General features: G+C 63.7%; 21 protein-coding genes and 1 rRNA gene. 11 read left to right on the top strand and 11 right to left on the bottom strand.

The features are described 5' to 3' along the window. The first annotated feature begins 18 nt into the window (after nt 1–18). Nucleotides 19–675 carry a hypothetical protein gene (locus AB688_RS09035; protein WP_063543543.1) on the top strand — a complete coding sequence of 219 codons (657 nt, stop codon included), beginning with the start codon at nt 19–21 and terminating at the stop codon, nt 673–675. Here the strand turns inward: AB688_RS09035 and AB688_RS09030 are convergent, their stop codons facing one another. Beyond that, nucleotides 676–1,308, bottom strand: coding sequence for a TetR/AcrR family transcriptional regulator (locus AB688_RS09030; RefSeq protein WP_063543541.1), 633 nt, complete (start codon nt 1,306–1,308; stop codon nt 676–678). It abuts the gene before it with no gap. Nucleotides 1,309–1,490: 182 nt separating this feature from the next. On the opposite strand from AB688_RS09030, the gene AB688_RS09025 reads away from it, so the two are divergent. The 10 genes from AB688_RS09025 (at nt 1,491) to AB688_RS08980 (ending at nt 12,175) form a co-directional block, all read left to right on the top strand. Continuing rightward, nucleotides 1,491–2,711 carry an MFS transporter gene (locus AB688_RS09025; protein ID WP_063543539.1) on the top strand — a complete coding sequence of 407 codons (1,221 nt, stop codon included), beginning with the start codon at nt 1,491–1,493 and terminating at the stop codon, nt 2,709–2,711. A gap of 42 nt (nt 2,712–2,753) precedes the next feature. Next, nucleotides 2,754–3,704 (top strand): alpha/beta fold hydrolase, encoded by a 951-nt coding sequence (locus AB688_RS09020; protein WP_054892935.1) that lies wholly within the window; start codon nt 2,754–2,756, stop codon nt 3,702–3,704. A gap of 530 nt (nt 3,705–4,234) precedes the next feature. Beyond that, nucleotides 4,235–5,473, top strand: coding sequence for an OprD family porin (locus AB688_RS09015; protein ID WP_054892936.1), 1,239 nt, complete (start codon nt 4,235–4,237; stop codon nt 5,471–5,473). Between the two features lie 97 nt (nt 5,474–5,570). Further along, nucleotides 5,571–6,377: an NAD-dependent epimerase/dehydratase family protein gene (locus tag AB688_RS09010; RefSeq protein ID WP_063543537.1), complete on the top strand. Its 807-nt coding sequence runs from the start codon at nt 5,571–5,573 to the stop codon at nt 6,375–6,377. Between the two features lie 27 nt (nt 6,378–6,404). Further along, nucleotides 6,405–7,286 carry a glucurono-1,5-lactonase gene (locus AB688_RS09005; protein WP_063543535.1) on the top strand — a complete coding sequence of 294 codons (882 nt, stop codon included), beginning with the start codon at nt 6,405–6,407 and terminating at the stop codon, nt 7,284–7,286. Between the two features lie 62 nt (nt 7,287–7,348). Further along, nucleotides 7,349–8,320 (top strand): TRAP transporter substrate-binding protein, encoded by a 972-nt coding sequence (locus AB688_RS09000; protein WP_054892939.1) that lies wholly within the window; start codon nt 7,349–7,351, stop codon nt 8,318–8,320. 63 nt (nt 8,321–8,383) lie between these two features. Next, nucleotides 8,384–8,911 (top strand): TRAP transporter small permease, encoded by a 528-nt coding sequence (locus AB688_RS08995; RefSeq protein WP_054892940.1) that lies wholly within the window; start codon nt 8,384–8,386, stop codon nt 8,909–8,911. Further along, entirely contained in the window at nt 8,912–10,192 is a 1,281-nt protein-coding gene (locus AB688_RS08990; protein ID WP_063543533.1) for a TRAP transporter large permease, read from the top strand. A gap of 163 nt (nt 10,193–10,355) precedes the next feature. Next, nucleotides 10,356–11,285 (top strand): EamA family transporter, encoded by a 930-nt coding sequence (locus AB688_RS08985; protein WP_063543531.1) that lies wholly within the window; start codon nt 10,356–10,358, stop codon nt 11,283–11,285. A gap of 26 nt (nt 11,286–11,311) precedes the next feature. Then, nucleotides 11,312–12,175: an aldose 1-epimerase gene (locus AB688_RS08980; protein WP_231100309.1), complete on the top strand. Its 864-nt coding sequence runs from the start codon at nt 11,312–11,314 to the stop codon at nt 12,173–12,175. A gap of 7 nt (nt 12,176–12,182) precedes the next feature. Here AB688_RS08980 and AB688_RS08975 read toward each other — a convergent pair whose 3' ends face one another. The 10 genes from AB688_RS08975 to rrf form a co-directional block, all read right to left on the bottom strand. Next, complete coding sequence (locus AB688_RS08975; RefSeq protein WP_063543527.1) at nt 12,183–13,079, bottom strand: LysR family transcriptional regulator; 897 nt, start codon at nt 13,077–13,079, stop codon at nt 12,183–12,185. Between the two features lie 37 nt (nt 13,080–13,116). Then, nucleotides 13,117–13,287, bottom strand: coding sequence for a hypothetical protein (locus AB688_RS26740; RefSeq protein ID WP_153774363.1), 171 nt, complete (start codon nt 13,285–13,287; stop codon nt 13,117–13,119). 22 nt (nt 13,288–13,309) lie between these two features. Then, nucleotides 13,310–13,939 carry a glutathione S-transferase family protein gene (locus AB688_RS08970; RefSeq protein WP_063543525.1) on the bottom strand — a complete coding sequence of 210 codons (630 nt, stop codon included), beginning with the start codon at nt 13,937–13,939 and terminating at the stop codon, nt 13,310–13,312. Nucleotides 13,940–14,212: 273 nt separating this feature from the next. Next, nucleotides 14,213–14,767 (bottom strand): UPF0149 family protein, encoded by a 555-nt coding sequence (locus AB688_RS08965; protein WP_054892946.1) that lies wholly within the window; start codon nt 14,765–14,767, stop codon nt 14,213–14,215. Nucleotides 14,768–14,918: 151 nt separating this feature from the next. After that, nucleotides 14,919–16,562 carry an acetolactate synthase large subunit gene (locus AB688_RS08960; protein ID WP_054892947.1) on the bottom strand — a complete coding sequence of 548 codons (1,644 nt, stop codon included), beginning with the start codon at nt 16,560–16,562 and terminating at the stop codon, nt 14,919–14,921. 48 nt (nt 16,563–16,610) lie between these two features. After that, complete coding sequence (locus tag AB688_RS08955; RefSeq protein ID WP_063543523.1) at nt 16,611–17,339, bottom strand: transporter substrate-binding domain-containing protein; 729 nt, start codon at nt 17,337–17,339, stop codon at nt 16,611–16,613. 99 nt (nt 17,340–17,438) lie between these two features. Beyond that, on the bottom strand, nt 17,439–18,491 hold the full coding sequence (locus tag AB688_RS08950) for a lactonase family protein (RefSeq protein WP_063543522.1): 1,053 nt from the start codon (nt 18,489–18,491) through the stop codon (nt 17,439–17,441). 113 nt (nt 18,492–18,604) lie between these two features. Next, nucleotides 18,605–21,262 (bottom strand): aconitate hydratase AcnA, encoded by a 2,658-nt coding sequence (gene acnA / locus AB688_RS08945; protein WP_063543521.1) that lies wholly within the window; start codon nt 21,260–21,262, stop codon nt 18,605–18,607. Between the two features lie 145 nt (nt 21,263–21,407). After that, nucleotides 21,408–22,301 (bottom strand): LysR family transcriptional regulator, encoded by an 894-nt coding sequence (locus AB688_RS08940; protein ID WP_063543520.1) that lies wholly within the window; start codon nt 22,299–22,301, stop codon nt 21,408–21,410. A 161-nt stretch (nt 22,302–22,462) separates the two neighbouring features. Beyond that, nucleotides 22,463–22,578 (bottom strand): 5S ribosomal RNA (rrf, locus tag AB688_RS08935). Nucleotides 22,579–22,655 lie beyond the last annotated feature (77 nt).

Genomic DNA, 22,655 nt, shown 5'->3' with positions numbered 1-22,655 from the left:
CCAAGACAAGGTGAACACATGCAAGAAAGGATCTGGCCAGACCTGCACGAGCTGCCCGAGAACACTGTCACCCCGGCGCAATACAGCTACCGTCAATTGGCGCGCAGCGATGTCGAGCGGCTGAGCCAATTGGTCAGGCGCTGGCACCCGGATGTGGGCGTGGGGATCGGTCGGGTCTTCAGCGACCCGCAGTACTACTTGCAGAACGTGTCGCTCGCCGGCGAAGCCGACAAGGACACCATCGTCTACGTCGGGGTCTACGAGGGCGAGATGATCTGCGTCATGTGCCTGGAGATCAATCTGGTCAACCGCACCCTGTTCAACAAGTTCGGTGCGTGTGCACCGCAACACAGGGGCACCGGCGCCACGCTCTTCGCAGGCTACGCCATCGATGCGCTGGCAGCGAAGCTGGACATCGCGATGGCCTGGGGTTACGTCACCACGAAGACCCGCGGCATGCAGCAGATGGTCGAGCGGGCCGGATTCAATCCGGTTGGCGTGGTGAAATTCTCGGATATCGAGCTCAACGCCGAGGGTGAGCAGAGGCCTGTGACTGAAGCCATCTACGCCAAGTACTACAAACAGCACGACGCTCTCGAGCCGATCCGGGAAGGCAACCTGACCCCAAAGTTACGTGCCCTGTGCCAGGCACTGGATGTTCAAGTGCTCGAATGATCACGACGCGGTGTTTTGCACACCCGTCGTGGAAAGGTCCCACAGCCGCATCACCTGGGTGATCGCACGCTCCATCGCTTCGATGCCGATGTTGTCCCGCGCCAGGGTCGAAAGCCCGACCAGAAAGCTGTCGAACATCACGCTGAGCCCCTGGGCATCAACGTCCTGGCGCAGCTCACCCGTTTCGAGCGCACGGCTGACGCAGCCGGCGATACCGGCGCGGGTGCGTGCCCGGGAGCGGTTCAAGGGTGCGGTGACCTGCGCCAGTTCCGCAGAGGGTGCGCTCATCACTGCCAGGCCGACCATGCAGCCCTTCGGGTGTCCGTCCTCGCACTGCATGCGGGCGGATTGGCGCAGTGCCTGCTCCAGCGCCTGACGCGGTGGCAGGTCCAGGTTCCACAAGCACTCGGTGACCTGCGCATAGGTCGCCAGGTAGCGCTGGGCACATTCCTGGAACAGCGCCTCTTTCGAACCAAAGGCTGCGTAGAAGCTGGGCGCGGAAATGCCTGGGCCAATCGCCGCCTTCAATTGCGCCAGCGATGTGGATTCGTAGCCGTGCTCCCAGAACAGGTGCATGGCCTGGTCGATCGCGTTATCGCGGTCGAAGGTTCTGGGTCTGCCCATCCGCGCCATCAACTGCTCCTCCAAATGACATAGATACTATTCGATACATAAGTCATTGACAACGACACGCGAGCACTCCTAACTTATATACCGATCGATATGTAAATCCGGGACGGCTCGATGCCGTCGGGTTGGTGCTGCCTCACTTATGTATCGATCGATATATTTAACCAGCGATCACAGGAGCTCTCGTGACCTCTTCTACCGCCACCACGCTCGACACGGCCGAGCCCTTGCCGGTCTCCGCCTTGCTGGCCCTGGCGATGACAGGCTTCATCTGCATCGTCACCGAAACCCTGCCCGCAGGCCTGCTGCCACAGATCAGCGACGGCCTGTCGATCACCTCGGCAATGGCCGGGCAGACCGTCACCGCCTATGCAGTGGGCTCGCTGGTCGCCGCCATCCCGCTGACCATCCTGACCCGAAGCTGGAAGCGTCGCAGCGTACTGCTGTCCACGATCATCGGCTTCCTGGTGTTCAATTCGCTCACCGCCCTTTCACCCGACATCTGGTTGACGCTGATCGCCCGATTCTTTGCCGGAGCTTCGGCGGGGTTGGCCTGGAGCCTGCTGGCGGGCTATGCCCGGCGGATGGTTCTGCCGCACCAGCAGGGCAAGGCCATGGCGATTGCCATGGTCGGCACGCCGATTGCGCTCTCGCTGGGCGTGCCGCTGGGCACCTGGCTCGGCAGTGCAGTGGGTTGGCGCAGCGCCTTTGCCATCATGTCGGCCCTCACCCTGGTGCTGATCGTCTGGGTGCTGGCGAAAGTGCCGGACTACCCAGGCCAGACCGACCGCCAGGCCATGCCGCTGCGTCGCGTGCTGAGCACGCCGGGCGTACGACCGGTCCTGGCCACGGTAATCACCTGGATGCTGGCGCACAACATCCTCTACACCTACGTCGCGCCATTTGCCGCCCAGGCCGGCCTGCTCGAGCGCGTCGACCTGGTGCTGCTGGTGTTCGGGGTTGCGGCGCTTGTCGGCATCGCCATCACCGGGCGCCTGGTCGATCGGCACCTGCGCAGCGCCGTGCTGGGCAGCCTTGGCGCATTTGCGCTGGTCGCACTGATGTTCGTCTGGCTGTCGAGCGCGCCCCTCGCCGTGCTCGTCGGCATTGCGGTGTGGGGCGTGTCGTTCGGCGGCGCCGCGACGCTGCTGCAGACCGCCCTTGCCGATAGCGCAGGCGACGGCGCGGATGTGGCGCTGTCGATGAATGTCGTCGCCTGGAATGGCGCCATCGCCGGCGCCGGGCTGCTGGGCGGCGCGCTGCTCGACGGCTGGGGCGCACGCGCCTTCGCACCTGCCGTACTCATCCTGCTGCTGATCGCCTTCGCCATTGCCTGGACTGCCCGCTCACACGGATTTCGCCCCGGCGCGCGCGCTGCCGGCGCCAGCGTGGCCAGCGGCCACTGAACGATCAAGCCACGATTTCCAACCACCCAGAGGTTCATCACCATGCTTCGCCAATTACTGCGCTCCCTGGCCTTGACTGCCGCCACCACGCTTGCCGTCGGCGCCCACGCCGCCGACGAGTTCCCCGTCCCCAAAGGCTTCACCAGCCACTACCAGACCGTCGATGGCGTGAAGCTGCACTACGTCAAGGGCGGCTCGGGGCCCCTGGTGTACCTGGTCCACGGCTTCGGCCAGACCTGGTACGAATGGCACCAACTGATGCCGGAACTCGCCAGGCACTTCACCGTTGTCGCGCCAGACCTGCCTGGCCTTGGCCAGTCGCAGACACCGCCGTCGTATCGCGCAACCGACGTGGCGCCGCTGCTGTACAAGCTCGCCGCACAGATGAGCAATGGCCAGAAGTTCGACCTGGTGGCCCACGACATCGGTATCTGGAACACCTTCCCGATGCTGGTACAAAACCAGGCGAACATCCGTCGGGTGATCTACATGGAAGCGCCAATTCCCGACGACAGTCTCTACCAGTTCCCCGCCTTCACGCCGCAGGGTGAGTCGCTGGTCTGGCATTTCAGCTTCTTCGCCGCCGAGCCCAACCTGGCCGAGACGCTGATCGCTGGCAAGGAGCGGGTGTTCTTCGAGCATTTCATCAAGCAGCACGCAACCAATACTTCGGTGTTCACACCGCAGTTGCTCGATCTCTATGCCAAGTCGTACGCCAAGCCGCATAGCCTCAACGCAGCGTTCGAGTACTACCGCGTGCTCAACCAGAATGCCCGCGACAACAAGCAACTGAGCAAGACCCGCATCAGCATTCCGGCGTTGGCCATCGGTGGTGGCGGCAACGGTGGCCTGGGTGAGTTCCAGGCCGAGCAGATGCGCCGCTACGGCACCGATGTGACCGGCAAAGTGCTGGAAGGCTGTGGGCACTGGCTGCCGGAGGAATGCAGCGGCGCCCTCAATGCCGAGGTGACAGGCTTCTTGCTGGCGCCATGACAGGGATTGATCAGCAGTAGGGCAATTGTGCTTTTCGCGGGTAAACCCGCCCCATAGGGATGGGGCCAGCTTGTACCGGGGGCAGGTGTTTACCCGCGAAAAAAGCAATGGGACTTCGGAAGACAAATCATAGTTATAGGATCTCTTTGCCGTAACCGATCTAGAGCCCTTCCTTTGCAATTTGGCAAAAAAAACCTCTGAAACACTCGGTATAGCCCATCAATTCCTTTGCGCAAAAGCGTTGACAGCATTTTCATCGGTTGTTAATAATCGCCACAGTTGTACGACAACACACAACAAAAACAACAACCAGTGAAGCCCATCATGTCGACATCCTACCCACGCTATTCGCCTCCCCCTCTTTCCAACATTCGCCGCCGCGCCACATCGCTGGCAGCGACGGGCACCTGAGCGCCCGATCCGCGCGCTGCACCTTGGCCCACGACCGGCCATCAACCCCACCGCCCCTGTCATCGGTCGCTTGCGCGCGCCTGGCAGGCGGCTGCCTCACTGCTGGGAGCACAACAATAATGAAAATCCGCCAGACCCTGCCCTTCGCCCTGTTCGGCGCCACCGCCCTGGGGACACTGCCCGACGCAGCACTGGCCGCCGGCTTCATCGAAGATTCCAAGGCGACCCTGAACCTGCGCAACTTCTACATCAACCGCAACTTCGTCGACCCGAGCAACCCGCAAAGCAAGGCCGAGGAATGGACCCAAAGCTTCATCCTCGACGCCCGCTCGGGATTCACCGAGGGGCCGATCGGCTTCGGTGTGGATGTGCTGGGGTTGTGGTCGGTCAAGCTCGACGGTGGTGGCGGCACTTATGGCACGGCCCTGCTGCCACGCCATGACGACGGCCGCCCGGCAGACGATTTCGGACGCCTGGCCGTGGCAGGTAAAGCGCGCATCTCCAAGACCGAGCTGAAGATCGGCGAGTGGATGCCGGTACTGCCGATCCTGCGCTCCGACGATGGCCGCTCGCTGCCGCAGACCTTCCGTGGGGGTCAGGTGACGTCCAGCGAGATCGCCGGTCTGACGCTCTACGGCGGGCAGTTCCGCGGCAACAGCCCGCGCAACGATGCGAGCATGGAGGACATGAGTTTCGGCCGTGGGGTGTCCGACCGCTTCAACTTCGTCGGCGGCGAGTACAGCTTCAACGACAAGCGCACCCTGGTCGGGCTCTGGAATGCCCAACTCAAGGATGTCTACCAGCAGCAGTACCTGCAACTGAGCCACAGCCAGCCACTGGGCGACTGGACCCTGGGCGCCAACCTCGGCTACTTCCAGGGCGAGGACGACGGCGCCGAACGCGCCGGCAAGCTGGACAACAAGACCTACTCGGGCATGTTCTCGGCGCGCTATGCCGGCCATACCTTCTGGGTCGGCCTGCAGAAGGTCAGCGGCGATACCTGGATGCGGGTCAACGGTACCAGCGGCGGCACCCTGGCCAACGACAGCTACAACGCCAGCTTCGACAACGCCAACGAACGCTCCTGGCAGGTGCGCCACGACTTCAACTTCGTCACCGTCGGCATCCCCGGCCTGAGCATGATGAACCGCTACATCAGCGGCCGCGATGTGCACAGCGGCGCGGTGAGCGATGGCAAGGAATGGGTGCGTGAATCGGAACTGGCCTACGTGATCCAGAGCGGCCCGTTCAAGGATCTCAGCGTGAAGTGGCGCAACTCCAATATCCGCCGCAGCTTCAGCAATAACGAGTTCGACGAGAACCGGCTGATCTTCAACTATCCGCTGTCGATCCTGTAAAGCGATGCCATCCATGCATTGACAAGCCGCGAATTCGCTGTCGATAATCGACCCATGTCGTACGACAACCTACAACAATCAACGACAAGAGCTGGCCATGACCACTACTCCCTTCAAACGCCTGCTGCTCACCGGAGCGGCAGGCGGCCTGGGCAAGGTGCTTCGCGAACGCCTCAAAGGCAGCGCCGAAGTCCTGCGCCTTTCCGATATCGCTCCAATGGCACCTGCTGCCGGTCCGTATGAAGAAGTGATCACCTGCGACCTGGCCGACAAGGCTGCGGTACACGCGCTGGTCGAAGGCGTCGATGCCATCCTGCATTTTGGCGGGGTGTCCACCGAGCACAGTTTCGAGGATATCCTCGGCCCCAATATCTGCGGGGTGTTCCACATCTACGAAGCGGCGCGCAAGCACGGGGTAAAACGCGTGGTCTTCGCCAGTTCCAACCACGTGATCGGTTTCTACCGTCAGGACGAGCGGCTCGATGCCCACTCCCCTCGCCGCCCCGATGGCTACTACGGCTTGTCCAAGAGCTACGGCGAGGACCTGGCCAGCTTCTACTTCGACCGCTACGGCATCGAGACCGTCAGCATCCGTATCGGCTCGTCCTTCCCGCAACCGCAGAACCCGCGAATGCTCTGCACCTGGCTGAGCTACGACGACCTGCTGCAACTCATCGAACGCAGCCTGCGCACCCCTGACGTCGGCCACACCGTGGTCTATGGCGCCTCCGACAACCGCACCGTCTGGTGGGACAACCGCCACGCCGAACACCTGGGCTACCAGCCCAAGGACAGTTCGGAGGTGTTCCGCGCCGACGTCGAATCAAGGCCCGCGCCTCCCGCCGACGATCCAAGCATGGTCTACCAGGGCGGCGCCTTCGTCGCTGCCGGCCCCTTCGACTGACCGCCACTGCGTGCAAGGAGCAGCACCATGCAGCACTGTGAACTGATCGTCGACGCGCGCAACGCCACCGGGGAAAGCCCGGTGTGGCATGCCGGCGAGCAGGCCCTGTACTGGGTCGATATTCCCGCCCGCCAACTGCACCGCTGGCGCCTGGCCGATGGCAACCACGACGTCTGGCAGGGCGATGAAATGCTGGCCTGCATCGCCCATGGCGCACAGGGCTGGGTCGGGGCGATGGAGAGCGGCCTGTTCACCCTCGACCCGACCGAGGATGGGCGCCTGCTCGGCACCCGCCTGGCCAGCGTCGAGCACGCCCGCGAAGGGATGCGCTTCAACGACGGGCGCTGCGACCGCCAGGGCCGTTTCTGGGCCGGCACCATGCTGATGGACATGCAGCAGGGCGCCCAGGTCGGCGCGCTGTACCGATACGACGGCCAGCGTCTGCACCGCCAACTCGAGGGCATGATCGTGCCCAACGGCCTGGCCTTCAGCCCGGACGGCACGCGCATGTACCTGTCCGACTCGCACCCGACGGTGCAGGCGATCTGGTCGTTCGACTACGACATCGACAGTGGCACGCCCCATAACCGGCAGCTGTTCGTCGACATGCGCGAGCATCCCGGCCGCCCCGATGGCGCGGCTGTCGATCAGGACGGCTGCTACTGGATCTGCGGCAACGACGAAGGCGTGATCCACCGCTTCACCCCGCACGGCCGCCTGGACCGCTCGCTGCGCGTGCCGGTGAAGAAGCCGGCAATGTGCGCCTTCGGTGGCACCCACCTCGATACCTTGTTCGTCACCTCGATCCGCCCCGGCGGCATCGACCTCGCCGACCAGCCCCTGGCCGGCGGCGTGTTCGCCCTGAACCCCGGCGTCACGGGCCTGGAGGAAACACCCTGGCAGGGCTGAGCGCCCACCTCACCAACACCTGCACGACCGAAACCAGATAATAAAAACCACGGAGTTTCATCATGACCTTCAAACGCACGTTGCTTCTTGCCGCCCTCCCCTTGGCCCTCGGTCTGTCCAGTGCCGCCAGCGCATTGGACATCAAGTTCGCCGAGATCCACCCAGCCGGCTACCCGACCGTGGTCGCCGAGCAGAACATGGGCAAGAAACTCGAACAGGCCAGCAATGGCGATATCACCTTCAAGATGTTCGCCGGCGGGGTGCTCGGCTCGGAAAAGGAAGTCATCGAGCAGGCGCAGATCGGCGCGGTGCAGATGACCCGCGTGAGCCTGGGCATCGTCGGCCCGGTGGTGCCGGATGTGAACGTGTTCAACATGCCATTCGTGTTCCGCGACCAGGCGCACATGCGCAAGATCATCGATGGCGAGATCGGCCAGGAGATTCTCGACAAGATCACCAACTCCGAATTCAACCTGGTGGCCCTGGCCTGGATGGATGGCGGCTCGCGCAGCATCTACACCAAGAAGCCGGTGCGCAGCATCGATGACCTCAAGGGCATGAAGATCCGCGTGCAGGGCAACCCGCTGTTCATCGACATGATCAACGCCATGGGTGGCAACGGCATCGCCATGGACACCGGCGAGATCTTCAGCGCCCTGCAGACCGGGGTGATCGACGGCGCCGAGAACAACCCGCCGACCTTGCTCGAGCACAACCACTACCAGAGCGCCAAGTACTTCACCCTGACCAACCACCTGATCCTGCCGGAGCCGGTGGTGATGTCCAAGACCACCTGGAACAAGCTCACGGCCGACCAGCAGGCGCTGGTGAAGAAGGTCGCACGTGAAGCACAGATGGAAGAGCGCGAACTGTGGGACGCCAAGTCTGCCGCCAGCGAACAGAAGCTCAAGGCCGCGGGTGTCGAGTTCATCGCCGTGGACACCAAGCCGTTCTATGACGCCACCGCCCCGGTGCGCGAAAAATACGGTGCGCAGTACGCCGACCTGATGAAGCGTATCGACGCGGTCGAGTAAGCCATTTCTTCCAGACGACCCCGGCAGCACGGTGCCCGCCGTGCCGCCGCCTTGGTGATGCCCATGAAAACGTTTTTCCTGCGCCTGAACGACAGGCTCTACAGCAGCTGCATCTGGATCGCTGGCCTGTCGATCCTGACCATGTCGCTGATCATTCCCTGGGGCATCTTCGCCCGTTACGTACTCGGCACCGGCTCCAGTTGGCCGGAGCCGGTCGCGATCCTGCTGATGGTGGTGTTCACCTTCGTCGGCGCCGCCGCCAGCTACCGCGCCGGCGCGCACATGGCGGTGGCGATGCTCACCGATCGCATGCCCGCGCCACTGCGCCAGCTGGTTGGCGTGCTGGTGCAGGTGCTGATGATCGTGGTGTGCCTGTTCATGACCTGGTACGGCACCAAGCTGTGCATCACGACGTGGAACCAGTTTCTGGCCTCGCTGCCGGGTGTGCGGGTGGGCATGACCTATGCGCCGATCCCGGTGGGCGGCGTGCTGACCTTGATCTTCGTGCTGGAAAAACTCGTGCTGGGCGATCAGAGCAACCGCAAGGTGGTGCGCTTCGACCTGGTGGAAGAAAGCGAAGGAGCGGCATAAATGGATGCGTTCATTCTGTTGGGCAGTTTCATCGCGCTCATCCTGCTGGGCATGCCGGTGGCTTATGCCCTGGGGCTCTCTGCACTGATCGGTGCCTGGTGGATCGACATTCCGCTGCAGGCGATGATGATCCAGGTGGCGAGCGGGGTTAACAAGTTCTCGCTGCTGGCCATTCCGTTCTTCGTGCTGGCCGGTGCGATCATGGCCGAGGGCGGCATGTCGCGGCGCCTGGTGGCCTTCGCCGGGGTGCTGGTGGGCTTCGTGCGTGGCGGGCTGTCGCTGGTCAACATCATGGCCTCGACCTTCTTCGGCGCGATTTCCGGCTCCTCGGTGGCCGACACGGCCTCGGTCGGCTCGGTGCTGATCCCGGAGATGGAGCGCAAGGGCTATCCGCGTGAATTCTCCACGGCGGTGACCGTCAGCGGCTCGGTGCAGGCACTGCTCACCCCACCAAGCCACAACTCGGTGCTCTATTCGCTGGCCGCAGGCGGCACGGTATCGATCGCCTCGCTGTTCATGGCCGGAGTGATGCCTGGCCTGCTGCTCAGCGCGGTGATGATGGGCCTGTGCCTGTTGTTCGCCAAGAAGCGCAACTACCCCAAGGGCGAAGTGATCCCGATGCGCCAGGCGCTGAAGATCGCCGGTGAAGCGCTTTGGGGTCTGATGGCCATGGTGATCATCCTCGGCGGGATTCTCTCGGGCGTGTTCACCGCCACCGAGTCGGCGGCCGTGGCGGTGGTATGGTCGTTCTTCGTGACCATGTTCATCTACCGCGACTACAAATGGCGCGACCTGCCCAAGCTGATGCATCGCACGGTGCGGACCATCTCCATCGTGATGATCCTGATCGGCTTCGCAGCCAGCTTCGGCTATGTGATGACGCTGATGCAGATCCCGTCGAAGATCACCACGGCATTCCTGACCCTGTCGGACAACCGCTACGTGATCCTGATGTGCATCAACTTCATGCTCCTGATGCTAGGCACGGTGATGGACATGGCGCCGCTGATCCTGATCCTCACCCCGATCCTGCTGCCGGTGATCACCGGCATCGGCGTGGACCCGGTGCACTTCGGCATGATCATGCTGGTCAACCTCGGTATCGGCCTGATCACCCCGCCGGTGGGGGCGGTACTGTTCGTCGGCTCGGCGATCGGCAAGGTCAGTATCGAGTCGACGGTCAAGGCGCTGCTGCCGTTCTACCTGGCGCTGTTCCTGGTGCTGATGGCGGTGACCTACATCCCTGCCATCTCGCTGTGGTTGCCAAGCGTGGTGCTGTAAGTTCGCGGACAGCCGCTCTATCCCGGTGTGAGCGGCGGTTCGGCGCCCCGACTTGTCCCGCGATCACCGGCAGAGCGGGTGCCATGCAGTGCGGTGTCCTTGGCGTAGGCCCCCGCTTCTGCAAGCCCCCACTGTCGACCTCTTTTGCAAATGGACCCTGCACATGGCTGTTCCCGCGTCACCTTCCCTCTTCCCACGCAAGCTGGCCATCGCCCTCCTGGCGCTGCTGGCCTGCTCGTTCGCCGGCAACCATATCGCCGCACGCATCGCCTTCGATGACGGCACCGGCGTGCTGCTGGCGATCCTCTGCCGCTCGGGCATCACCTTCCTGGCCCTGGCCAGCCTCGTGCTCTGGCAACGCCAGGCCCTGGGGCTGCCCAGCGGCACCCGGCGCTGGCAATTGCTGCTGGGGCTGCTGATCGCCACCCAGAGCCTGTGCCTGTACTCGGCGGTGGCGCGCATCCCGGTGGCGTTGGCACTGCTGGTGGGCAACACCTTCCCGATCCTGCTGGCACTGCTCAACTGGGCGCTCAACGGCGTACGTCCAACCGGGCGCACAGTGATGTTCATGGCCCTGATCCTCTGCGGCCTGGTGCTGGCCCTGGATGTGCCGGGACGCCTGGCCGACAGTGGCACGAGCAATCCGCACTGGACCCTCGGGGTCAGCCTCGCCTTCTGCGCCGCCTGCGTATTCGCCTGTGCGTTGTGGATCACCGACAACAAGCTGGCCGCTGTGCATGGCCCGGTCCGCAGCCTGCTGACCTTGCTGATCGTGTTCACCAGCATGCTGGTGGCAGGCGCTGGTGGTTGGGTGCCGGCGGGGCTGTCGTTGCCGGGCAGCGCAGGAGGATGGATGGCCCTGGCCAGCCTGGTGGTGCTGTACGGGGTGGCATTCACCCTGCTGTTCGTTTGCGTGCCACGGCTGAACATGGCGCAGAACGCGCCAGTGATGAACATCGAACCGATCGCCACCCTGCTGCTGGGATGGGCCCTGCTCGACCAACAGTTGAGCGGCCTGCAACTGCTCGGGGGGGCGGTGGTGGTCAGTGGCATCGTGCTGCTGACGTACCGCCGTCAGCCCGCGGCGAAATGATCACGGCCCTGCCGGAGAACAGCGCAATGACCGAACTGCACCTGCAAGACCGCCTGACCCGCCTCACCCTGGCCCCCGCGCTGGGCGCCAGCCTGGTCAACTGGCAGGTCAAGGCCACCGGCCAGGCGTTGTTGCGCCACAGCGACGCCGCAGCACGCGCCAGCGGCTCACCCCGGCGCCTGGCCTGCTATCCGCTGGTGCCCTGGTCCAATCGCATCGCCGCTGGCGGCTTCGCCCGCCCGGACGGCTGGCAGACCCTGACCGCGAACACCGACCACGATCCCTACCCGATCCACGGCAGCGCCTGGCAGCAACCGTGGCGCGTGGAGCACCACAGCCAGCGGCGAGCACGTCTGATCCTCGACAGTCAGCAGCCCTTCGCCTACCAGGCAATGCTGGATGTGCACTTGCACGAGGGGCGTCTTGACCTGGAGCTGCACGTCACTCACCTTGCCGCTCAGGCGACCTGGCACGGGCTGGGCCTGCATCCGTACTTTCCGCGGTATCCGGACACCCGCCTGCAGGCGTCCGCCAGCCAGGTGTGGCTTGGCGAGACCGGTGAGCTGCCATCACGGCTGGCGCCCATTCCGCAGGCCTGGCGCTTCGACAGCGCCAGCCACCTGCCACCGACTCAGATCGATCACGCCTTCGCAGGCTGGACAGGCACGTGCACCATCGAACAACCCGACGCGGGTTATCGCCTGGAATGCCAGGCCACCGGCGCCGAGCACTTTCTGTTGTTCTGTCCGCAGGATCGCGACTTCTTCTGCTTCGAGCCGGTCAGCCACCCGATCAACGCCCATCACCTGCCCGGGCGCCCGGGGCTGCGCTTGCTGCAACAGGGCGAGCAGACCAGCCTGGGGTTGCGCCTGCGTTATCTGCCAGGCTGACGGACAGTCAGTCCAGGCCCTTGGCGCGCACGTCGGCGGCGAGCATGTCGATGAACGCGCGCACCTTGGCCGAGCCGTACTTGCTCTCGCGGTGCAGGATATGGATGGGCCAGGGCGCCTCCTCGAAATCGGCGAGCACCACCTGCAGGCGACCGCTGGCGACCTCCTCGACCACTTGGTAAGACAGCAGCCGGGCGATACCCAGGCCTGCGCATGCTGCGGCAATGGCACCGTCGTTACTGGTCACGGTCAGGCGCGGCTTCATGCGCACCATGGTCGGCTCGTCGGTCAGCCCGAAGCGCCAGCCTGCACGTGGCGACAGGTTGGTGGTGGCGATCACCACATGCTCGTGCAGTTCGGAGGGGTGAGTCGGTACGCCGTGCCTGGCAAGGTAATCGGGCGAGGCGCAGAGCATGCGCCTGACCTTGCCCACACGCAGGGCCTTGAGCCCGGAGTCGGGCAACTGGCCGATGCGCACTGCCACATCCATGCCCTCCTCGACCATGTTCACCACCCGATCGAGGAAGTAGGCCGACACGTCAACCTCAGGGTACTGCTGCAGGTAACGCACGATGCTGGGCATGACGAACTTCTTGCCGAACAGGATCGGCGCGGTCACCGCCAGTTCGCCCTTGGGCGTGGCGTTGACACCGGCAGCCGCCTCGTTGGCCTCGGCGATACTGGCGAGGATGCTGCGGCAGTCTTCCAGATAACGGCCACCGGCCTCGGTAAGGCGCACGCTGCGGGTGGTGCGCAGCAGCAGCTTGACCCCCAGGCGCTCTTCGAGGGCGCTGACCGCACGGGTCACCGCAGCGGGCGACATGTCCAGCCGCCGTGCCGCGCCAGCGAAGCTTTCCAGCTCGCCGACGGCGACGAATACCTTCATCAGGTGGATGTGGTCCATGCCCTGCCCTTCTGCCTGGAAACGATGTGCGATTATTTCAGCAGCCGGGGCGAATGAGTAGGTCGGGATGAGTGATGACCTGCGGCAGCAGGTAACTGGCCTCACACTCTGCAGCACAGGGCAGCGCCGGGACATCGAGCGTGTCGATATCAGGGCAGCTGTCCCCAGGCCACGCGGCATACGGCTCGAGCGGTTCGACGACGTTCATCACTCATCTCCTGTCGCGTGGATCAGGCCTCGGCCTGCAGCCCTACCGCAGTGCGCGGCATCGCCACGAAACCGTCCAGTGCCTCGATCCGTGCCAGCCACGCTCGCACATTCGGGTAGGCCTCCAGCGACACGTTGCCTTCCGGCGCATGGGCGATATAGGAGTAGTTGGCGACGTCGGCGATGCTCGGCTCGCTGCCGGTGAGGAACGGCGTCTTGCCGAGCTCAGCGTCCAGCACCTTGAGCAGGTTGTGGGCACGACCGATGACTTCGTCGGCATTGAAGCCTGCACCGAACACGGTGATCAGCCGGGCAGCGGCAGGTCCGAAGGCGACGGGGCCGGCGGCGATGGACAGCCAGCGTTGTACACGGGCTTCACCGGCAGCGTCCTGGGGCAACCAGCGGCCCTGCCCATAGGTTTTGGCCAGGTAGACGAGGATGGCGTTGGAGTCGCCGATGACGGTGCCGTTGTCGTCGATCACAGGCACCTGCCCGAACGGGTTGAGGGCCAGGAACTCAGGCTTTTTCTGCTCGCCCTTGGCCAGGTCGACGAAGATGACTTCCGGCTGCACCTTGAGCAGCGACAGCATCAGCAGGGCGCGATGAGCGTGGCCGGACTTGGGGAAGTGATAGAGCTTGATAGGGTTGGACATGGTCTGGACTCCGGTTCAAAGGGTTGAGGTCTGAGCGCCGGTATCCAAGAGTGGCGCTGCTGGAGTGAATCCTGCACCTGTTCGCCGTTCAACAGAATCCGCGTGGCCAGCAATCCATAATTTCGCTGATCGGAATAATACAAGCTCTGCGCTGCCTAAAACCCGGTGGGAGCGGGCTTGCCCGCGAAGCAGCCGCGGCAATACATGTCAGCGGTAGCAGGTCGATGGCCACCGGTTGCGCTGAGTCTCGACTTCGCCATGAAGCGCCAGTGATCAGTTGCGTATCAGCTTCTGATAGCGATACAGACCGCGGGCCGCCTCGATCACGCCTGGCACGCAGGCCTGATGTTCGTCGAAGCTCATCGCATCGAGCAGCTCGAAATTGTCTTCCAGGCCATGCAGGGAAATGGCCTTGAGCAGGGCGTCCTGCTGCGCTGGCAACTCGCTCCACTCGGCAACCTGGGTGCCGCGCATGTAGCCGAAACACCACTCTTCGAGAATGATCGCTGGCCCTTCCTCGCCCTCGCTTTCCTCGAACAGCGGCTCGAAGCCGTCGAGGTTCTCGGCCAACTGCTCGGCGACCTGGTCGGCGTAGCGCAGCATCAGCGCAGTGTAGGCTTCCTCGTGGGCGGGCTTCTTGAACTTGGGCACCTTTCCGCCGGCAACGGCTGGCAGCCATTGCTCGGGATTTACGCTGACAGGGGAGCTGGCCAGCGCAGTAAAGAAACCGTTGAGCTCGGCGAGGTTGAGTACCGAGTAATCGTTGCCGTAGGTGATCAGGAGGTCTTCGAGGCGGTGGAGTTCTTTTTCGCTGAGCGGCGGGAGCATGGTGCGGGTGTCCTGTAAAGCGGATGTGCGTGCACCCTAGCACAGGGAAAAATAAGGTGAAGCGTTTGTTGCCCACCACAATGCAATCGCGGGCAAGCCCGCTTCCCCAACCTGCTGGGAAGCCGACTTGCCCGCGAAGACACCTCAGGCCTTACACCGCCAGCGCGCGCTCACGCAGCTCGCTGTTGAGGATGCGGTCGTTCTCGCTGTAGTCGACCGGGCAGTCGATCACATGCACGCCTGGGGTCTTGATGCAGTGCTCGAGCAGCGGCAGCAGGCCTTCGGCGCTTTCCACGCGGTGGCCATTGGCGCCGTAGGCTTCGGCGTACTTGACGAAGTCCGGGTTGCCGTAGTCCAGGCCGAAGTCGGTGAAGCCCATGTTGGCCTGCTTCCAGCGGATCATGCCGTAGCCGTCGTCACGCAGGATTACCACGGTGATGTGCATGCCCAGACGTACCGCGGTTTCCAGCTCCTGGCTGTTCATCATGAAGCCACCGTCGCCGCACACCGAGATCACCGGGCGTTCCGGGTACACCAGGTGCGAAGCCATGGCCGACGGCAGACCGGCGCCCATGGTCGCCAGGGCGTTGTCCAGCAGCACGGTGTTGGGCTTGTGCGCCTTGTAGTTGCGGGCGAACCAGATCTTGTAGATGCCGTTGTCCAGCGCGACGATGCCTTCGGAGGGCAGCACGCGACGGATGTCGGCAACCAGGCGCTGCGGGTAGACCGGGAAGCGGTCGTCGTCGGCACCTTCGGCGATCTGCGCCTCGTTGGCTTCACGGATCGCCATCAGGCGAGTGAAGTCCCAGTGCGAGGTGTCGGTCAGCGCTTCACTGATCTGCCACACGGCGTTGGCGATGTCGCCGATCACTTCGACCTGTGGGAAGTACACGGCATCGACTTCGGCGGAGCGGAAGCTGATGTGAATGACCTCGGTGCCGCCACGGACCATGAAGAACGGCGGCTTCTCGATCACGTCGTGGCCGATGTTGATGATCAGGTCAGCGGCTTCGACAGCGCGGTGTACGAAGTCACCGGACGACAGCGCCGCGTTGCCCAGGAAGCGCGGGTGGCGCTCGTCGACCACGCCTTTACCCATCTGCGTGGTGATGAACGGGATGCCGGTCTTGTCGATCAGTTGCTTGAGGACCTTGGCGGTCATCTTACGGTTGGCACCGGCACCGATTACCAGAATCGGGTTGCGGGCGTTCTGCAGTTTCTGCACGGCGGCTTCGATGGCCACGTGCTCGGCCAACGGGCGGCGGTGCAGGCTGCGCGGGATCGGCAGCGCGTCGGTCTGCTCGGCAGCGATGTCTTCAGGCAGTTCCAGGTGCACGGCACCGGGCTTTTCTTCCTCGGCCAGGCGGAAGGCTTCACGCATGCGCGCCGGGATGTTGTCGGCCGAGGCGAACTGGTGGGTGTACTTGGTGATGGGGTCCATCATGCCGCACACGTCGATGATCTGGAAGCGGCCCTGCTTGGACTTCTTGATCGGCTTCTGGCCGGTAATCATCATCATCGGCATGCCGCCCAGGTAGGCGTAGGCACTGGCGGTCACCAGGTTGGTCGCACCAGGGCCCAGGGTCGACAGGCTGACGCCGGTCTTGCCGGTCAGGCGACCATAGGTGGCGGCCATGAAGCCTGCGGATTGCTCGTGGCGGGTCAGTACCAGCTTGATCTTCGACTTGCGCAGGGATTCGAGCAGGTCGAGGTTCTCCTCGCCGGGAATGCCGAATACATACTCGACACCTTCGTTTTCCAGGCATTGCACAACGACATCGGCGGCCTTGGCCATCTTGCTTGTTACCTCAATTGATTGGACGTGGGTGGAGTCCAGGGACGGTCAGCGCGGTGCGCTGACATCGGTCTGTCCGGTGGCCAGCAAAGCCCCCCGAACAAAGCCTTGACGCAGGCAACGCTCGACAAAGTCACGTACGAATGCAGCCGAATTGTCGCAGCCCCTCGGAACAGCCATGGCCTGACGGATCGCGGTGAACGCACCGTCGAGCACACGGTAGCGTGAATCAGTGTCGGCGACCTTCTGCAAAGGCTGGCGCACACCCGCGGCGGCGTCGAGGTTTTCTTCGACAAACAGATCGACGGCTGCGGCGGAGGTGTCGGCGCGGCACAGTTCGGCATGCTGCAAGGTGCGGCTGAGGTAGAGGTCGTAGGCCGCGCCTTTGCCGACGGCCAGGCGCAAGCCGGTTTGGTCGAGTTCGTCGACGTGCTGGAAGGGGGCGTCTTTCCTGACCAGGTAGGTGCCCTCGATCAGCACGTAGGGCTCGCTGAAGGCGATCTGCGCCTCGCGCACCGGTTCGATGGCGAGGAAAGCCAAGGTCCAGGCGCCCTCCTCCAGCGCGGCGAATACCTTGCCCGCAGCGTCGAAGGTGCGCATCTCAAGGCACACGCCCAGTTCTTCAGCCAACTGCCTGGCCAGGGCGACCGAGACGCCCTGGGGCTCGCCATCAGGGCCGCGTTGGGCGAGGACCGGGTTGCCGTAGTTGATGGCAGCACGCAGGACGCCATCGGGGGCGAGTTCTTCGAGGACGGCCTTGGGGATAGTGAGAGTCATTGGAACTCCGCTGGGCTATGAATGGGACTGATGATTACAGCGACTGGCTGTGGGACCGGGCTTGCCCGCGAAAAGGCCCTCACCGATCCAGGAATCAGCTCAGGCAGAAAAGACCATGCACACCGGGCTGCCGGTGGACACCGAGAAACCGGTCTGGCGCAACCTCCCCTGCTCGGGATCGACGGCGAAAGCCACGATGCTGTCACTGTCTTCGTTGAGCGCGAAGAGGAACCGCTGATTGGGAGTGAGGGCGAAGAAGCGTGGGGTCTTGCCGCCACTGGGCTGCACTTCGATCAGGCTCAGCAGGCCGCTGGCGACATCGACCGCATACACGGCAAGGCTGTCATAGCCGCGGTTGGAGGCGTAGACGAAGCGACCGCTGCAATCGATCTCGATCTCCGAGGCACGGCTGTTGCCGGTGTAGCTCGACGGAAGCGACGGGAGTATCTGCAACGGCTGCAGTGCCCCGTTGTGGGGGTCGAAGCGGTAGGTGGTGACGGTCGAATCCAATTCATTGATCACATAGGCGAACGGCGCCTTCGGGTGCAGCGCGACATGACGCGGTCCGGCACCTTCGCGGGTAGTGACGAAAGGCTGCTCGGCGGGATGCAGCCGGCCGTTGTCGAAGCGAAAACTGAATATCCGATCCAGCCCCTTGTCCGGCACCAGGACGAACTGGCCCGAGGCATCGAAGAGGTTGAAGTGCGGCTTGGCAAAGGGCTGCTCGATACGATGCGGGCCGATCGGGCCCTCGAGCTCGAGCAACTGGTTGAGGGTGCCGAGGCGGCCGTCCTGTTCGACATTGAGCACGGCAAGCGTGCCCGTGATGTGGTTAGAGACCACCAGGAAGCGCTCGCTCGGGTCCAGTGCCAGGTGCACCGGATTCTTGCCTTCGCAGCGCTGCCGGTTGAGGAACGTGAGTCGACCAGTGGCCTTGTCGACGGTGAAGGCGCTGACCTCGTCGAGGTCGCCATGCACCGTATAGAGCCGGTCCCCAGCTCGATTCAGCGCCAGGAAGGACGGGTTGACCAGGTCGCCGACGACCTGGACCTGCTCCAGGCTGCCGTTGCCCTGATCGAGGCGGTACACGGTGATGCCATCGCCGCGGGCGTTGCGCTCCCGGGTGGTGCGCGAACCGACATAGGCGTACATAGGGGTCATTCTCCCAGTTGCGGATAGGTGGATCACCTGGCTGGCTGCCCATGGTCAGTGACGCGGAGCTGCCAGGCAAGTCCGCGCCCTGTTCAACCGTTCGTGCCGGGGCCTCAGCCGCGGGTGCGTTGCACCACCTTGCGGATGACGTAGGGCAGCACACCGCCATTGCTGAGGTAGCGGATCTCCTGCTGCGAGTCGAACCGTGCGATGAGCTCGGCCTCATCGACACCGCCATCGACGCGGCGCACCTGCAGGCGGATACGGTTGTCACCGACCCTCAGTTCGTCGAGGCCGATGAAGTCGAACTGCTCGCTGCCGTCGAGCTGCAGGTCTTCGACACCCCGCCCTGCCGGGAACAGCAACGGCAGCACACCCATGCCGATCAAGTTGCTGCGGTGGATACGCTCGATGCTGCGCGCCACCACGGCTCGCACGCCGAGCAATGCCTGGGCCTTGGCCGCCCAATCGCGACTGGAGCCCGCGCCGTAGTTGATACCGGCGAACACCACCATGGGGGTACCGGCATAGCTCTGCGCGGCTTCGTAAAGCGGCAGGCACTGACTGTGGTCGGCATTCCAGGCCCAGGCGCCGACGCCTGGGTGGGTGTCACCGAGCAGACGGTTTTTCACCGACGTGTTGGTGAAGGCACCGCGCAGCATGACTTCGTGGTTGCTGCGCCGGGTCGAATACTGATTGAGGTCCTGTGGTTGTTCGCCGCGAGCCAGCAGCCACTGGCCAGCCAGGCTACTGGCGGGAATGGCGCCGGCCGGAGAGATATGGTCGGTGGTGACGTTGTCCCCCAGCACTATCAACGTGCGGGCGTTCTCGATTGCCAGGCTCGCCTTGGGTTCGGCCTGGATATCGGCCAGGTACTGCGGGCGGCGCAGGTAGGTCGAGCGCGCATCCCAGGGGAACTGCACGCTGCCCTCGGCCGAAAGGGCCTGCCAATGATGGGTGCCGTCCCACACCGTGGCCAGGCGCTGCTGGAAGAACTCGGGCTTGACCACCTGGGCCACCAGCGCCTGCACTTCGTCATCGGGGGGCATCAGGTCGTGCAGGTGAACCGGGTTACCGGCGCTATCCTGACCGAGCGGTTCGCGGGTCAGGTCGATATCGATGCGCCCGGCAATGGCGAAGGCGATGCACAGTGCAGGCGACGCCAGGTAGCCTGCAGGTACCTTGGGGTTTACCCGACCTTCGAAGTTGCGGTTGCCCGAAAGCACCACCACCCCCTTCAGGCCTTGATCGGCAAAGGCCTCGACATGCGTCTCGAGCTTGCCGGAGTTGCCGATGCAGGTCATGCAGCCGAACCCGGCCAGGTCGAAGCCCAGGGCGGAGAAGTCCAGCAGCAAGTCGGCTTCGCTCAGGTAGTCAGCCACCACCTGCGAACCGGGCGACAGCGAGGTCTTCACCCAAGGCTTGCGCTTGAGCCCCAAGTGCCGCGCGCGACGGGCCAGCAGACCGGCCTGGATCATCTGCGCGGGGTTGGCGGTGTTGGTGCAACTGGTGATAGCCGAAAGCACCACCGCGCCATGGTCGATGGCCTCGCCGAAGCTGGGCTCGAGGTAGCGATTACCGATCAGCTCGCTTGCGCCCAGCACCTGTTCACGGAACGACTCACCGGCGCGCGACAGCGGCTGACGCTGGTGCGGCTGGTAGGGGCCTGCGACGCTGGGCTCGATGCTGGCAAGGTCGAGCTCGATCAGTTCGTCGAACTCAGGCTCCGGCAGGTCGTCGTGGCGATAGAGCCCCTGAACCTGCAGGTAGGTGGCGGCCTGCAGGCACAGCTCGGCGGAGCGACCGCTGAGCTTGAGGTAATCGAGGGTCTGGTCATCGAAGGGGAAGAACACCACGGTGGCACCATACTCGGGCGCCATGTTCGATACCGTGCCACGCGCAGCCCAGCCGAGGTTCGATAACCCCGGGCCAGTGAACTCGACGAACTTGCCCACCACCGAGCGCTGGCGCAGGATCTCGGCGACGTGCAGCGACAGGTCGGTGGCGGTCACCCCAGGGCGCAGGGCGTTGCTGACGCGAATACCGATAACCTGGGGGAAGTTGATCGGCACCGGCTCCCCCACCATCGCCGCCTGCCCTTCCAGGCCGCCGACACCCCAGCCGAGCACGCCGATGGCGTTGATCATCGGCGTGTGGCTGTCGGTGGCGACCATGTCGTCAGGGTGCAGCAAACGCTGCCCCTCGGCGGTGCGGGTTTCCCACACCACCTTGGCCAGGGCCTCCATGTTCATCTGGTGGATGATGCCTGTACCCGGTGGAATGACAGCGAAATTGTCCAGGCTCTTCTGCGCCCATTTGATGAAGCGATAGCGCTCGCTGTTGCGACGAAAATCGATCTCGAGGTTCTGCTCCACCGCATCGGCTTCTGCGTAGTGTTCGACGATCACCGAATGGTCGATGGTCAGCACCGCAGGAATCAGCGGGTTCATCGCCGCCGGGTCACCGCCGAGCTCGGCGACCACATCACGCATTCCAGCAAAATCGGCCAAGGCCGGCAGGCACGTGGTGTCGTGAAACATCAGGCGGTTGGGCTGAAATGGCACCTCGCAGTCAGGGCCATCGCCGATGGCGCGGGCAAGCACGGCGTCCAGCGCCTCGGGAGCGCAGCGCGCCACGTTCTCAAGAAGGATGCGGATGGCGTAGGGCAGGCGTTGCAATTGGGTGGGAGCCAGCAGTTTCTTGAGATCGAGGTAGGTGAAGTGATCCTGGTCGATCTGCAGGGGGCTCATCAGGTGGGCATTGTCGATCATGCGTGTCGCTCGGCTTCTTGTCGTTGTCATGTCGTCGTCCAGGCGACGACGCTGCAGGTCGGCCAATGCTAGGCGCTGGAGCGCGGAGTGAAAATTGATCGATTGCCACGTCAGCGTTCTCCATCGGAGAACGCTCGAAGGGATGTTATGGCTGGGTGGGTGCGCGCAGGTGATCGATGAAGGTCTTGAGCGTCGGCGAGGCGACCTCGTACTTCTTGAATACCAGCAGCAATGAACGATGGGCCCAGGGCTCCGACAAGGTCACACGCTTGAGGCGATGGCTGCGCACGTAGGGCTCAACCGCGCTACGCGGCAGAACGGTAATACCTAGGCCATTGGCGACCATGCGACACATGCAGTCGAAGCTGCTGATACGGATGCGTAGCTTGAGCGGTTGCCCCATTGTTTTGGCCTGTTCGGTGAGCAGGCCGTGCAGGGTACTGTCCAGGTGCGGGCCGACGAACTCATACGCCAGCACCTCGCTGAAGTGCACGGTGCGGCGCTTGGCCAGATCGTGTTCTGCCGGCACCACCAACACCAATTCATCGTGCCGGTAAGGCAGGGTTTCAAGCCCCAGAGGGGCGGTGTGCGAGGAGATGATACCGAGGTCGGCGTGATCGTCGGCGACAGCCCGGACGACCGCCGAGCCAATACCTTCCTCGATATCGAACTTGATCTGTGGGTAACGCTGGGCGAAGCCAGCCATGTCCTGGGGCAGGAACTGCGACAGCGCCGAAGTGATGGCGTGGATGCGGATATGACCCTTGACCCCTGCGGCGAACTCGCTGAGTTCGTTGTCCAGCTGTGCCATGGTCTGCTTGAGCTGACGGGCGTAATAGAGCAGGGACTGGCCGGCAGGCGTCAACTCGACACCGCGCGCGTTGCGAATCAGAAGCGGCGACCCGATCTGAGCCTCAAGTTCGCTGATGCGCTTGCTGATCGCCGAGACTGCCAGGTGCTTGATACCGGCAGCGCGCGTCAGATTACGCTCCTGGGCGACAGTGATGAACAGGTCCAGGCTGGTGAGGTCGTAGCGCATGCGGGCCGGGTCAGGGAGGAATAGAGGTGCACCATACCCTGTAGAGGCAGGCTTGTCCCGTGGCGTGCGCGGTGTCGGCGCGGGGGAGCGATGAGATCTGGCGAACGCCAGAAAGACAAAACCCCTACCTGCTCGCGCAGATAGGGGTTTTGCGAAATGAATCTTGACGATGACCTACTCTCACATGGGGAAACCCCACACTACCATCGGCGATGCATCGTTTCACTGCTGAGTTCGGGATGGGATCAGGTGGTTCCAATGCTCTATGGTCGTCAAGAAATTCGGTTGCCAGTGCGTCTTTGCAGACACGCCAGCCAATTCGGATATGTGATCTTTGTGGGTTGCTTCGAACTT

It is taken from the genome of Pseudomonas putida (assembly GCF_001636055.1).
GTDB classification, from domain to species: Bacteria; Pseudomonadota; Gammaproteobacteria; order Pseudomonadales; family Pseudomonadaceae; genus Aquipseudomonas; species Aquipseudomonas machongensis.
Note: the sequence above shows the minus strand (reverse complement) of the source record. Positions and strands in the feature narration are given on the sequence as shown.

Coding starts and splice junctions, on each gene's coding strand:
- AB688_RS09035 (WP_063543543.1), top strand. CDS start 19: ATGCAAGAAAGGATCTGGCCAGACCTGCACGAGCTGCCCGAGAACACT.
- AB688_RS09030 (WP_063543541.1), bottom strand. CDS start 1,308: ATGGCGCGGATGGGCAGACCCAGAACCTTCGACCGCGATAACGCGATC.
- AB688_RS09020 (WP_054892935.1), top strand. CDS start 2,754: ATGCTTCGCCAATTACTGCGCTCCCTGGCCTTGACTGCCGCCACCACG.
- AB688_RS09015 (WP_054892936.1), top strand. CDS start 4,235: ATGAAAATCCGCCAGACCCTGCCCTTCGCCCTGTTCGGCGCCACCGCC.
- AB688_RS09010 (WP_063543537.1), top strand. CDS start 5,571: ATGACCACTACTCCCTTCAAACGCCTGCTGCTCACCGGAGCGGCAGGC.
- AB688_RS09005 (WP_063543535.1), top strand. CDS start 6,405: ATGCAGCACTGTGAACTGATCGTCGACGCGCGCAACGCCACCGGGGAA.
- AB688_RS09000 (WP_054892939.1), top strand. CDS start 7,349: ATGACCTTCAAACGCACGTTGCTTCTTGCCGCCCTCCCCTTGGCCCTC.
- AB688_RS08995 (WP_054892940.1), top strand. CDS start 8,384: ATGAAAACGTTTTTCCTGCGCCTGAACGACAGGCTCTACAGCAGCTGC.
- AB688_RS08990 (WP_063543533.1), top strand. CDS start 8,912: ATGGATGCGTTCATTCTGTTGGGCAGTTTCATCGCGCTCATCCTGCTG.
- AB688_RS08985 (WP_063543531.1), top strand. CDS start 10,356: ATGGCTGTTCCCGCGTCACCTTCCCTCTTCCCACGCAAGCTGGCCATC.
- AB688_RS08980 (WP_231100309.1), top strand. CDS start 11,312: ATGACCGAACTGCACCTGCAAGACCGCCTGACCCGCCTCACCCTGGCC.
- AB688_RS08975 (WP_063543527.1), bottom strand. CDS start 13,079: ATGGACCACATCCACCTGATGAAGGTATTCGTCGCCGTCGGCGAGCTG.
- AB688_RS26740 (WP_153774363.1), bottom strand. CDS start 13,287: ATGAACGTCGTCGAACCGCTCGAGCCGTATGCCGCGTGGCCTGGGGAC.
- AB688_RS08970 (WP_063543525.1), bottom strand. CDS start 13,939: ATGTCCAACCCTATCAAGCTCTATCACTTCCCCAAGTCCGGCCACGCT.
- AB688_RS08965 (WP_054892946.1), bottom strand. CDS start 14,767: ATGCTCCCGCCGCTCAGCGAAAAAGAACTCCACCGCCTCGAAGACCTC.
- AB688_RS08960 (WP_054892947.1), bottom strand. CDS start 16,562: ATGGCCAAGGCCGCCGATGTCGTTGTGCAATGCCTGGAAAACGAAGGT.
- AB688_RS08955 (WP_063543523.1), bottom strand. CDS start 17,339: ATGACTCTCACTATCCCCAAGGCCGTCCTCGAAGAACTCGCCCCCGAT.
- AB688_RS08950 (WP_063543522.1), bottom strand. CDS start 18,491: ATGTACGCCTATGTCGGTTCGCGCACCACCCGGGAGCGCAACGCCCGC.
- acnA (WP_063543521.1), bottom strand. CDS start 21,262: ATGATCGACAATGCCCACCTGATGAGCCCCCTGCAGATCGACCAGGAT.
- AB688_RS08940 (WP_063543520.1), bottom strand. CDS start 22,301: ATGCGCTACGACCTCACCAGCCTGGACCTGTTCATCACTGTCGCCCAG.